The sequence below is a fragment of the Vibrio sinaloensis genome (assembly GCF_023195835.1).
Lineage (GTDB): Bacteria > Pseudomonadota > Gammaproteobacteria > Enterobacterales > Vibrionaceae > Vibrio > Vibrio sinaloensis_C.
This window is the reverse complement of the sequence record NZ_CP096200.1, coordinates 190133-202482: the sequence shown is the minus strand read 5'-3', so window position 1 is coordinate 202482 and position 12350 is coordinate 190133. Positions and strand designations below refer to the sequence as shown.

Sequence of the window (12350 nt, the reverse complement as noted above, 5' to 3'; positions counted from 1 at the left end):
GCGCGACATCTCAATGAGCTAAGCCAGTCTTCGTGACTGGCTTTTTCCGTTTCGTTGTGTTGCGCATTCTCAAAGTCAGTCTATGGCTCTCAGGCAGAGCAAGGGCTAGTTTTGCGCGCCATTTCCTGTTTGCGCATCGGCATTCGGTCGATTACCCGTTTAACTTTGTCCCAATCGGTGGACTTCTCCCAGCGCAGTTTTTCGCTGCCATCCTTACCTATCAATACCGCGGTATGTGAGCCAGGTATGACGTCATACACAGCGAACAACTCAGCGAGATTGAACTCAAATTTTACCCATTTCGGTTGAGTAAACCCGTCTTCGGTCACTACCATGGTAACCAAGTCTCTGTCTTGCAGTTCACACTCATTGATTAAGGTTTCAAGCAAAAACTGTTTCACATACTCATCGTTGGTCGGCGCAAAGTAGATCACACTGCGATGCGACCATTGAGACGAGTAGGCTGGATAGGCCATCGACGCGGCGCTGAACAATGTCGATAGCAACATCAGGATCAAAACTCGCATAACCTGACTCCTTGGGTATCCGTTGCTGTTTGTTTTGTATTACGTTAAGTGTAGGTGTTAAGCTCACTTTTTAACCCAGCTAAAGAGAAGCTTGATGCAAACTCTAACCACAGCAAGGCTTGTGCTGCGTTTAGCCAGCGACGATGATGCGTCATTTATTCAAACCCTTTACAACACACCTGATTTCTTGCGCTACATTGGTGACAAGCAGATTCGCAGCGTAGAGGATGCGAGGCGTTACATTGCCGATAAGATATTGGCAATGCGCGAAGAGTATGGGGTTTGCTTATTAGTGGTGGAAGATCGGCAGAGCAAAGCGCCGCTCGGTGTGTGTGGCTTGATCAAACGGCCAGATTTGCCTGCCTATGACATCGGTTACGGCTATTTACCCAGTACCCATCGACAAGGTATTGGCTATGAAGCAGGGCAAGCGATGATGGAGTACGCCCGTAGGCGAGCGGATATTGAGCAGGTCGTGGCCATCACTAGCTCAGATAATCTTGCCAGTCAGGCGCTGTTAGTTAAGCTCGGCTTTACCTATATCAAAGTTCAAAGTCAGTTAAGTGATACGCTAGATCTACTTTTGTATCAACAGGATACCTATGTATGACCATGACACAATCTGAGATCCTGCGTGGTTCGTTATTGACCGAATTTAAAACAGTTGCGGCGATGATGAAAATCTATTGCCAAGCCCATCATGGCGAACACTCTCCTCTTTGTGATGAGTGCAAAAGCCTGCTGGAGTATGCGCAAACCAAGCTCGACCGTTGTCCATATGGAGAATTAAAACCAACTTGCAATCGATGCCCGATTCATTGCTACAAAGCCGAACAAAAAGAGAAAATGCGTTTAGTGATGCGTTACGCAGGCCCGCGGATGTTATTTTCTCACCCATGGCTTGCAGTTCGTCATTTGCTGCACGAGCGACGAGCGGTACCAGGTAAACCTGTGTCCAATGCGTCCAATCGTCATCGTCGTAAACAGCTAGAAGCAAAAAGGGATGCCTGATGCATCCCTTAGCGGTTACTCGCCTGCCACGGCTTGGCGTTTAGTTTTAATGCTGGCGATCAGCATGTATAAACACGTAGCCAGGAGCGTTGCAAATAGGTAGCCCATCAGGCCTTGGCTTCCCGCTAGAAACCAATCGGCAGCAACGGGACCTGCAACCGATCCAACGCTGTAGCTAAACAGCATCACCTGAGTGGCGGACACAATAAAGCTGGCATCGAGTTTGTCACAGCCGAGGTTAATCGCTACAGGATACAAGGCAAACGTCGCCATTCCGAGCAAGAACAAGCCGATCGCCAGCGCGTGTAATCCGCTCATCATCGTCGTTAGGGTAATCGCCGCCACTCCGAGCAAGCAGAACATCGCCATCAATAGCGTGCGGCCCAAAAACTTTGATAACCAAGGGACTAATGGCTGTACCGCCATACCACCCAAAATCACGACTGCCATTAAGCTGCCAATGTCGGAGTTATTGATGCCGCGATTTTGTAGCTCTACCGGCATTAACCCATACATAGCACCGAGTGTGAGACCAGACACTATACAGCCGATGATAGCCGCGTGGTTAAGCTTGCTGATCTGTTTTAGTGTCAGCGGCGTACTGTGCTGGCTTTCTGGTTGGTCACTTTGACCAAACAAAAGCACTACTACCGCTAAAATCAACAGGCTGACAATCGCAATGAAAGGTACGCCACCTGAAACGCCCAACATGCCAATGCCCAATTGACCTAATGCGCTGCCCCCGTATAGAGAACCCATGTAAAGGCCAAGGCGTTTGGCGCGCGCTGCTTCGTCACCGTGTAAAAGCCAAGACTCGACAATAACAAACACACCAGCCACAGCAATTCCCGCCACTAAACGTGCGAACACCCAAAGGCCAGCGACTGGCATCAGCGGCAACACGACGATCGTCGCCATAAAGGCGATTAAGCAGCATACAAATGCGTTGCGATGCCCGACCTTGGTCACTAAAGGTTCGATACCCATCGCACCAATCAGCAGACCAGCATAAAACACGCTTGCCAACCAACTGGCTAACGAAGACTCAAGACCACAGTGTGGCAACATGAGCGGGATTAGGCTCATGAGATAACCGGATGCAACTGCGTATAGCGCTAGCGCGATAACTGGAACAGAAATGCGCGCTTGTGGTGTTGAAACAACCGAATTTTCCAACGTCTTTGCCTCATTAGTACGGAGTAGAAACAGTAAAAATCGGCGCGACTATGGAATGAAATGGGAGGGAGGTAAAACGAAAGTTTTTTACCATGACGACAAAAAGCATCTATCGTCTTGGGGCGGAGAAAATTGATAGATAAAGTGACCTATTTGCTAGTAAATAAGCCACTTTTAATCAGAATTATCGATGAGCTTTACTTGGTGATAGCTTGATTAAGCCATTGATCAAATTGACTCTTTGGCATCGCGCCATTAATAACATCGACTCTTTTGCCATTTTTGAACACCATGACAGTTGGGATGCTTCGAATTTGATATTTAGCAGCAAGGTTTTGCTGACTTTCTGTATCCACTTTTACAAATCGAACAGAGTTTGCTCGCTCGTTGGCAACGTCGGAAAAAACCGGCGCAAAGCCAACACACGGGTTACACCAAGGGGCCCAGAAATCGACGACGACAGGGTGGTCGCTGTTTAAGATCGCGTCAAAATTTACCTCTGTGCCCTCAATGGGCGCACCATCTAACAGTGGAGACTGGCATTTGCCGCAAGTAGGGCTTTCAGAGATACGCTCGTTTGGCACACGGTTAACGGCCGAGCATGACGGACAGCGTGTATTAAAGGTAGACATGACTTTTCTCTCGTTGTTCTTTTCAATTAGGTGACAGTAATTGCCATAGCTAGTTATACTCTGAAACCAACGAGTGATTCAAATAACAAAATCATAGGCTCAGAATGAAAAATTTCTATGCAGAAATTGTCGGTTGGGGGAAATGCCTACCTCCAGCTACGCTCTCTAATCAAGATTTAAGTACCTTTCTTGATACTTCGGACGAATGGATCCGAACTCGAACCGGGATTGAAAATCGCCGCATTAGCCACGTTAACACTTCTGATATGGCAACGGTTGCCGCCAAACAAGCGCTTGCTTGTGCCGGAGTGAACGCTGATGAGATTGATCTGATCATTATCGCGACCTGTTCACCGGACTCGCTAATCCCCAACATTGCGTCAAAAGTGTCGCAAAACCTTGGTATTAAAGCGGCCACAGCATTTGACCTTAATGCAGCGTGCACTGGTTTTGTCTACGGCCTAGAAACGGCGACTCGCCTGGTGCAGGCAGGTAACTATCAAAACGCGATTGTCGTTGGTGCCGAGCGTCTCTCTTTCTTTATTGACTGGACGATGCGTGATACCGCTGTGTTGTTTGGTGATGGCGCAGGTGCTGTGGTCTTGAGCCGCACTGAGCAAGCTGTCGGCCTTCAGCAAGCGCAACTGGGGTGTGACTCGAAAGGTCGAGACATTTTATCGGTACCCGCTTTTGGTACCTCAATGGATCGCTTTGCTGCCGATAACGGCTACTGGGATTTCAACTTTGTCGGTAAAGAGATCTTCAAGCGTGCAGTTAAGGGAATGGGCGCCGCAGCGCAAAGTGTTTTGACTCGTAGCCAGCTTTCTACCGATGACATTGACGTTGTGATTCCACATCAGGCCAACATCCGAATTATCCAGACCCTCTGTGATCTATCAGGAATTAGCCAAGACAAAGCGTTTGTTAATATTCAAAACTACGGCAATACCTCTGCAGCGACCGTGCCAATCGCCTTGTGTGAAGCGCTTGAGCAGGGTTTTGTTAAACCAGGAGACAACCTACTGCTCGCCGCTTTTGGTGCTGGGTTAACTTGGGGGGCGGGCCACATCAAATGGGGTGAACGCGTGACGCCTCTCTCCACCACCGATGCTGCGCTCCCAGAGTGTGACAAGTCAGCATTAGAGCTGCTGGGCGAAGCGATCGAGTATTGTCAGCGCAAAGGCCAGTAAAATCGTCAAATGGCATTATCAAACCGCGCCTAGGCGCGGTTTTTGATTTGTAAGTACAGTTCGCACAACGCTTGGCGAATGTGCGCACAACAATAACAAAAGGGCTTGCATGAAGTTTCTTCATACCTCGGATTGGCACTTAGGCCGCCAATTTCACAACGTTTCATTGCTTGACGATCAGAAAGTCGTCCTACAGCAAATTATCGACTATTTACATAGCAATCCAGTGGATGCGCTGGTGATTGCTGGCGATATCTACGACCGCTCAGTGCCGCCGACCTCAGCGATCGAAGTGATGAACGACTTTGTTGACCGAGTGTGTGGCGAACTTAAGTTGCCGATTATTCTCATCCCAGGCAACCATGATGGCGCGCAACGCTTGGGATTCGGTTCTGGCAGAATGCGAACGTCAGGCCTGCACATTATTGGTAATTTCGAGCAAATGCTAACCCCAGTCGTTATCGAGTCGCCGCAAGGGCCTGTCGCATTCTATGGGATGCCTTATAACGATCCAGAGCTAGTCCGTCACCATTACAAGCAAAGTGTCGCTAGCCACGATGAGGCGCACCAATTTCTAGCGGACAAGATTTGTCAGCAGTGGTCTGAGGAACACAAAAATGTGTTGGTTAGCCATTGTTTTGTCGATGGGGCGATAGAGTCAGATTCTGAAAGGCCGCTGTCGATCGGCGGCTCGGACCGAGTGAGCCATGAGCACTTCATCGACTTCGATTATGTGGCGCTTGGACACTTGCATCAACCTCAAAAGAAAGGCGAGGAGTATATCCGTTATTCGGGCTCGTTAATGAAGTACAGCTTTTCAGAGCAGCATCAGAAAAAAGGCATGACGTTAGTAGAGCTCGACCAACAAGGTTTTAAATCAGCGACTCATATTGATTTGGTCGCCCCTCATCAGATGCGCATCATTGAAGGTGAGTTAGAGGCGATCATCGAGCAAGGCAAAACCGACCCCAACAGCCATGACTACCTATTAGTGAGACTGATGGACAAGCACGCGATTTTAAATCCGATGGAGAAGCTAAGAGCGGTTTATCCCAATGTACTCCATTTAGAAAAACCGGGCATGTTGGTCGGGGTTGAGCAGCAGATGACAACAGCCAAACTGGCACGTAGTGAGATGGATATGTTTCGTGATTTCTTCCTCGAGGCTCAAGATAGTGAGCTAACTCAAGAGCAGGACGCTGCCATCAGCAACATCATCAAACAGCTCCATAAGCAATAAGAGGTCAAGATGAAACCGATAAAGCTCACCATCCAAGCGTTTGGCCCTTTTGCGACCAAAGAAATGATTGATTTCACTCGTTTTGGTAGTCATCCCCTGTTTTTAATTAACGGGCCCACCGGCTCCGGTAAAACGTCTATTCTTGACGCGATTTGTTTTGCACTTTACGGCGAAACGACCAGCAATGAACGCCAAGGCAATCAAATGCGCTGCGATCAAGCGTCGCTCGACTTACCCACTGAAGTTGAATTGGAGTTCGAGTTCAACAACAAACATTATCGCGTGACTCGATCGCCAGAGCAGCAAGCGCCCAAAGCTCGGGGTGAGGGCACGACCACGCGCAAACACAGTGCGGCGCTGTACCAAATCGATGGTGAAGAGAAGCTGCTAACGAATCGAACTGCCCAAGTCAAAACTGAAGTCTCATCGCTACTCGGGCTAAATGACACACAGTTTCGTCAAGTGATGGTACTACCACAAGGTAAGTTTCGCGAGTTACTGCTGGCAAGCTCAAAAGAGCGCGAAGAGATATTTGGTCAATTGTTTCAGACCGATGTTTACAAAAAAATTGAGTATGCACTTAAAGACAAAGCCAGCGCCATTAGTAAAGCTAAAGATGAGTTTGACAACCAAATTCGCGGTGCTTTGCAGGTTGCAGAGGCCAATAGTGAACAAGAGCTAAGTTCGCGTTATCAGCTGCAGTCGCAGCAGTTAGCGGAAGCGAAAGTGACCGAACAGGCACAACGTCAACGATTGGATGCGGCTCAAAGTGAGTGGCAAAAAGCGCAAGCGCTTAACCAGCAATTTGCCAAATGGGAAGAGACTAAAGCGGCGCTGGCGAATCACCAACAAAACAAAGCCAACGTAGATTCCTTGAGTGCACAGATTGGCTTGGCACAACGGGCAGCCAAGCTGGAAGTGATTTATGCCAGCTTACAATCCGTTAATCAGCAAGTCGTTAGCTTCAATACCAAGCTTGCTCAGTTACAGCAACAGCTTGAGGCGGCCAAGCAAGCGCATCAACAGAGCCAGCAAGCGCTAGAACAAGCAGAAAAACAGGCTGAGCAGGTGACTGAGCTGAACCAGCAGCAGTTTAACCTCGAACAGCTCAAACAGAAATTTGGTGAGAAATCTCAGCTTGAGCAGCAACTGACGCAATTAATTGCGCAGCAGGCTGAGTTTGAACAAAAGCTAACTCAGTACCAAGCGCATAAGTTAAAACTGTTACGTGAAGCCGAACTCGGCGCTGAGCAATTAGAAACCGCGCGCAAAGCGGTGAACGAAAAAGCAGCGCTCGAGACAGAGGTGGTACGTAATGAACGCTTGGTGTCGGATTTAAACAAACGTGATCAACTGACCAATGAACTTTTGCGATTGCAATCGCACACTGAGGCTCTGCAGCAGCAAGAGCGTCAAGCGCAGCAAAATGCCAAACACAAACAAAAGCGTGCAGATGAGCTCGAAATGCGTTGGCACAGCGCTCAAGCGTCGATCCTCGCACAAAAACTCAAGCAGGGTGAGCCCTGTCCAGTCTGTGGAAGCCTAGAGCACCCTTCGCCAGCGATGGCGGGCGAAGAAGAAGTGACCAAACAAGCGGTACAGTCTGCGAGGGAACAAGAACGTTCGGCACTCGATGAGCTAAGCCGCGTCAGTGGTCTATTAGCTCAACACTTACATCATATCGAGCAGCAGCAACAGAGTTTAGCGACAGCTCGCACCGACCTCGCACAGCATGCGGAGCGCGCGCATGCGGAAGTCGAACAGTTGTTGCACCAGCAGCAGCAGCGGCTTCGTGAATTGGCTAGCATTGATATTGAGGCGCAGGAAAAGCAGGTGGCGGAACTGAACCAGCGCTGTATCAATGGCGATGAAAAAATAAACCAGTTGAAGCAGCAACAGTCAGCGAACGATTCTGCGCTTGCTGTGCAGCGACAGCAACTTGAAAAACTGAGCCAGTCTATAGATGGGCGATACCAGTCTTTAACCGATGTCGAGAAAAGTTATCAAACCAATCAAGCAAAAATTGAACAGCTTAAGCAGGCGTTAGAGTTCGCTCAAAAAGGGGCGCAACAGTCGCATTTAGCCCTTACCAACTTGCAAAGCCAACATAAAACCAATAGCGAGCTATCAGCGCAAGCGTTGCAGCAGCGCGACGAGATTGAGCAAAAATGGCAAGCACAGCTCAAACAGTCAGAATTTAACGATGAACAGCACTTTATTCAAAATCGAGCGACCGATGAGCAATTGCAGCAGTGGCAGCGCACTGTAGAAGAGTATAATCAGCGCCTGCTCAAGCTGGAGCAAACCCTGAGTGATCTATCCGAGCAGCTACAGCAAGTCGAGAAGCCGGATCTCGCCGCACTAGAGCAAGCGCACCAGCAAGCACAGCAAAGTTATCAGCATGCGCGAGAGGCACTGGATAAGGTCTACTCCGATCATCAACGCCTAGAAAAAGTGCGCGCAGATATCGCTCAATTACATCAAAAGAACAGCCAACTGGAAGCCGAATACAAGGTGTACGGCACACTTTATGATGTCGCCAGCGGCAAAACGGGCAGTCGGGTGAGTTTGCATCGTTTTGTACTTGGGGTGTTGCTTGATGATGTATTGATTCAAGCCTCTCAGCGATTGGCCTTGATGAGTAAAGGGCGCTACCAGTTGGTGCGTAAGACTGAAGGGTTTAAAGGGGCGGCGGGTCGAGGCCTCGATTTAAGTGTAGAAGATGGCTACACGGGTAAGGTGCGTGATGTGGCGACACTCTCCGGTGGCGAATCATTTATGGCAGCGTTGGCGCTGGCACTGGGCCTATCCGATGTGGTGCAGTCATACAGTGGGGGCATCCGTCTTGATACGCTGTTTATTGATGAAGGCTTTGGCAGCTTAGATCCAGAATCATTAGACTTGGCAATACAAACATTAATCGATCTGCAACAGTCGGGGCGAATGATCGGTATCATCTCTCATGTCAGTGAACTTAAGGAGCAGATGGCGCAAAGGATAGATGTGATAGCAAGTCGAGTCGGCAGTACAATTCAGTTAGTGGTCACATAAACGCCCTCTGGCTGGTGTATAGAGACTTGGCTTTGGTCAAAGTGTGCTAAAACTTAAGTAAGGTTATGAATTCTATAAAAACCACTGATGAAGTCGTTGTTCGATAAGGGACTGAATGGACGCAATTCTCGACTCGATTCGTAAGGTTTATCAATACGCAGAGCCTAACCTAACTTTAGTTGGGTGGATGGGATTGATTGGCTTTCCGATGTACTACTACATTTGGAGTGAACTGTTCCCGCAACCGTATGAAAGCCTAACCCTTAGGTTAGCGTGCTCACTATTGTTTGCGGGAATCGCTCTGCGCCATTATTTACCCAAATATTTGCAACAATACCTAGCCGAGTATTATTTTGTCTCGATAGGGATATGCTTGCCGTTCTTCTTCAGTTTCATGATGTTCAAGAACGAGTGGTCGACAATTTGGGCGATGTCATTTATGGCTTCGATCTTTTTGCATGTACTACTGGTGCATCAGACGCGCTTAATGTTGTCGCAAACTGCGGTAGCGGTCGGGGTCGCTTATTTAGCCGTCTATGGCTTTGATATCACACAGGTACAGCAGCAAGTTGTCTGGCCTTACATCCCGATCTTCTTGTTTACTTATGTGTTCGGCAATCTGTTCTACTTTCGCAATCAGGCCGAACATGAAAGTAAAATCTCGTTGGCCAAATCGTTTGGCGCTGGGATAGCCCACGAAATGCGCAATCCACTGAGTGCGCTTAAGTCGTCGCTGGATGTATTGGAATCTATTTTGCCGAAAGCAGGAGTCGGTGGCGGTCGTCATTATCGTCTTACTGAGCAAGAAGTCGCGATAGCGCGGGAAATTCTTTCAGACGCAGATGAAGTGATTCGTACCGGTAATGAAACGATTGACTTGTTACTGACCTCAATCGATGAAAACCGAGTGTCAAGGAACACCTTTAAAAAGCACTCCATTCGTCAAGTTGTTGAAGATTCCTTGCAGAGCTTTGCGTACAAAAGCGACAAAGATAAACAGGCTGTTACCTTGCTCCCCGGTGATAATTTCGAGTTTTTTGGTAGTGATGCGCTGATAAAATACGCCTTATACAACCTGCTCAAGAACGCTTTTTATTATCAGAATACCAACCAAATTGAGATTACCGTAGAGCTCAGGAGTTTTGAGTATCATAACGAGCTGGTATTCACTGACAATGGTGTCGGAATTGAACCCGATGTGATTGAAGATGTGTTTAAAGACTTCTATACCTTCGGTAAAACCGGCAGTTACGGACTGGGGTTACCGTTTTGTCGCAAAGTGATGGTGGCATTGGGGGGGCAGATACACTGTCGCTCGACTCTGGGTGAATGGACCGAGTTTACCCTTAGTTTTCCTAAATATCGCTCTGAAGAAGTCGCGGTCATTAAGTCCGATATTATGAAGTCTAAATCGGTGCTATACGTAGGGGGGCAGAGTAAGCCATTTCGCCTGGTTAACGAAGAGGCTTTTTATCGAGGTTTCAATTTGCGTCAGTTGTCATTAGAGGCGGCGCGCAATAAGCAAGAGTACGAATTTGAGTATGACCTAATCATCATCGACCTTGATGAGGCGTTATCCAATCCCGATGCACTGCATGAACTAGAAAGTAAACTTCATTTTACCGAAGGGCGCATTGTGTTCCTGTTCAATGAACAAAACCGTTATCACAATGATGTTGAACGTCACCTGACAATTTATCCGGTTGAAGTGCACAACTTCTTGCTTAAGTCGGGGGAAATTTTGGATGAACTGCTGTTTGAAGCGCCGAGTACCAACCGAAATTTGCTACCGAGAAAACCGGTGGTCCAAGGTAAAACCATCTTGTTAGCGGATGATAATCACTCGCTGAGAACCTACACCTCGATACTGCTTGAGCAGCAAGGTTTTGAGGTGTTGCAAGCCAAAAACGGTCAGGAAGCCGTTGACCAAGTAGAGCAACATAGTGTCGATTTGATCATCATGGACTTAGAGATGCCCCAAGTTGACGGTTTAGCCGCGACGCTGAAAATTCGCCAATCCTTGTCAGCGAACAATCAGGTACCGATTTTGGCCCATACTGGCGATTCGAGTGACACGGTGTTGGAAAAGATTCAACAAGTCGGGATGAACGACTACATAGTAAAGCCAGCAGACACGGATTTGCTGCTCGATAAGATAGCCAACTGGATATAGTCTTAAGCCGAGTAAGTATCTGACCAATTGGTTATCCAAATGAAATAAAAGCCCACCATGTGGGCTTTTAAAATTATAGAATATATAAGTCTGGTTGATGTTGCGCGCTGCGGCACACCGAAATTAATTTCTCAATTTCACTATCTTGCATAGCGCTATTAATTGAAAACCGGATGATGTTCTTATTACGAGTGGTTGCAGGGCGACAAAATACCGCACCAAATATACCGCTTGCTTCTAAATAGTCCCTAACATTTTCGGTATTTCGCTCATCACCTGTTTCTAAAGCGATTATTTGTGAATCACTACGTACGGTAATTCCACTGCTGACTAATTCAGATTTAATATAACGACTGATATCGGCTAAGCGTTGTCTTTTATCATCCGACTGTTTTATGACCTCCAATGTTTTATCGAGCCTGTCGAGTTCATGGGGCAGCATGGCTGAGCTGAATATGGCAGGATACGCGACAAAAGGGATACATTGGTCCGCTTGGTTATTGCACCATATGGCGCCAGCGCGATAAGCAAACGTTTTGGCTAAACTCGCGGTCATAAAGTCGACAAGATGGCTCAGATTAAGCTCGTGCAGCAAGCCACGACCCTTTTGACCGTGCGTGCCAAGTGAGTGTGATTCATCGACCACGATCGCACAGCCGTTCTCTTTGGCGACGGCAATGATCTCAGCAATTGGAGCAACGGTGCCAATCGTGCTATATATCGAGTCAATCAATACCACCCCAGGTCCATGACGTTTAATCAACTTTTCCAGATGCTTAACATTGTTGTGCATAAACGGGTGTACGTCTGAACCTGCTACTGTTGCTCCTTGCCATAAAGACATATGAGCGAAAAAGTCAACGTAGACCTGAGTACTAGTGTCGCAAATGGTTTGCAACAAAGCCATATTGGCTGCCCAACCCGATTGAGATAATAAACAAGACTTGAACCCTGTGTAGTGAGCGAGTTTCTGCTCAACCTTAGGTTTGGATTGTTCGTTCTGCAAAAAAATGCCCGACATAAATGGGCTATTTTTTCTCGAACGAATTGCATTGATGTGGTGATTTATAATGGTTTGGTTATTGGCTAAATCTAAGTAGTCGTTACTTTGCAGTATAAGATCATGTTCACCTGGCAGGGCGCCCATCACTAAATGATGCTTATTATTATTGGAATAAATTAAATCATTTAGATAGCCGTTTAACTTTTCGTTAATAAAGCCGGGTAGGGTTGAATAATTATTGAGTTTATTCATCTTCATATATCCTTATGTTCAAAACAGTTGCCAGCTGACACCGAATATATGAATGAGATTTGATAGTATTACGAGTCGATAATCTAATGTTTGTG

General features: G+C 47.4%; 10 protein-coding genes. 6 read left to right on the top strand and 4 right to left on the bottom strand.

Annotated features, from left to right (window positions below):
- Positions 1 to 89 precede the first annotated feature (89 nt).
- A complete protein-coding gene (locus MTO69_RS14525) occupies positions 90 to 527 on the bottom strand; it encodes a DUF4174 domain-containing protein (protein ID WP_248335118.1) in 438 nt (145 codons plus the stop codon).
- A gap of 94 nt (positions 528 to 621) precedes the next feature.
- Here MTO69_RS14525 and MTO69_RS14520 point away from each other — a divergent pair, with 94 nt between their 5' ends.
- Both MTO69_RS14520 and MTO69_RS14515 read left to right on the top strand, forming a co-directional pair.
- Entirely contained in the window at positions 622 to 1137 is a 516-nt protein-coding gene (locus MTO69_RS14520) for a GNAT family N-acetyltransferase (protein ID WP_248335117.1), read from the top strand.
- Positions 1138 to 1139: 2 nt separating this feature from the next.
- Positions 1140 to 1538: a nitrous oxide-stimulated promoter family protein gene (locus MTO69_RS14515; RefSeq protein ID WP_248335635.1), complete on the top strand. Its 399-nt coding sequence runs from the start codon at positions 1140 to 1142 to the stop codon at positions 1536 to 1538.
- Positions 1539 to 1553: 15 nt separating this feature from the next.
- Here the strand turns inward: MTO69_RS14515 and MTO69_RS14510 are convergent, their stop codons facing one another.
- Both MTO69_RS14510 and trxC read right to left on the bottom strand, forming a co-directional pair.
- On the bottom strand, positions 1554 to 2714 hold the full coding sequence (locus MTO69_RS14510) for an MFS transporter (protein ID WP_248335116.1): 1161 nt from the start codon (positions 2712 to 2714) through the stop codon (positions 1554 to 1556).
- 197 nt (positions 2715 to 2911) lie between these two features.
- A complete protein-coding gene (trxC, locus tag MTO69_RS14505) occupies positions 2912 to 3346 on the bottom strand; it encodes a thioredoxin TrxC (RefSeq protein WP_248335115.1) in 435 nt (144 codons plus the stop codon).
- A 104-nt stretch (positions 3347 to 3450) separates the two neighbouring features.
- Here trxC and MTO69_RS14500 point away from each other — a divergent pair, with 104 nt between their 5' ends.
- The 4 genes from MTO69_RS14500 to MTO69_RS14485 all read left to right on the top strand — a co-directional run bounded on the left by MTO69_RS14500 (position 3451) and on the right by MTO69_RS14485 (position 11000).
- Entirely contained in the window at positions 3451 to 4536 is a 1086-nt protein-coding gene (locus MTO69_RS14500; protein WP_248335114.1) for a ketoacyl-ACP synthase III, read from the top strand.
- 109 nt (positions 4537 to 4645) lie between these two features.
- A complete protein-coding gene (locus MTO69_RS14495) occupies positions 4646 to 5776 on the top strand; it encodes an exonuclease SbcCD subunit D (protein WP_248335113.1) in 1131 nt (376 codons plus the stop codon).
- A 9-nt stretch (positions 5777 to 5785) separates the two neighbouring features.
- On the top strand, positions 5786 to 8827 hold the full coding sequence (locus MTO69_RS14490; RefSeq protein WP_248335112.1) for an AAA family ATPase: 3042 nt from the start codon (positions 5786 to 5788) through the stop codon (positions 8825 to 8827).
- Positions 8828 to 8942: 115 nt separating this feature from the next.
- Positions 8943 to 11000, top strand: a complete 2058-nt coding sequence (locus tag MTO69_RS14485) for a hybrid sensor histidine kinase/response regulator (protein WP_248335111.1) — start codon at positions 8943 to 8945, stop codon at positions 10998 to 11000.
- Between the two features lie 73 nt (positions 11001 to 11073).
- Here the strand turns inward: MTO69_RS14485 and cqsA are convergent, their stop codons facing one another.
- On the bottom strand, positions 11074 to 12255 hold the full coding sequence (cqsA, locus tag MTO69_RS14480) for an alpha-hydroxyketone-type quorum-sensing autoinducer synthase (protein ID WP_248335110.1): 1182 nt from the start codon (positions 12253 to 12255) through the stop codon (positions 11074 to 11076).
- Between the last annotated feature and the right edge of the window lie 95 nt (positions 12256 to 12350).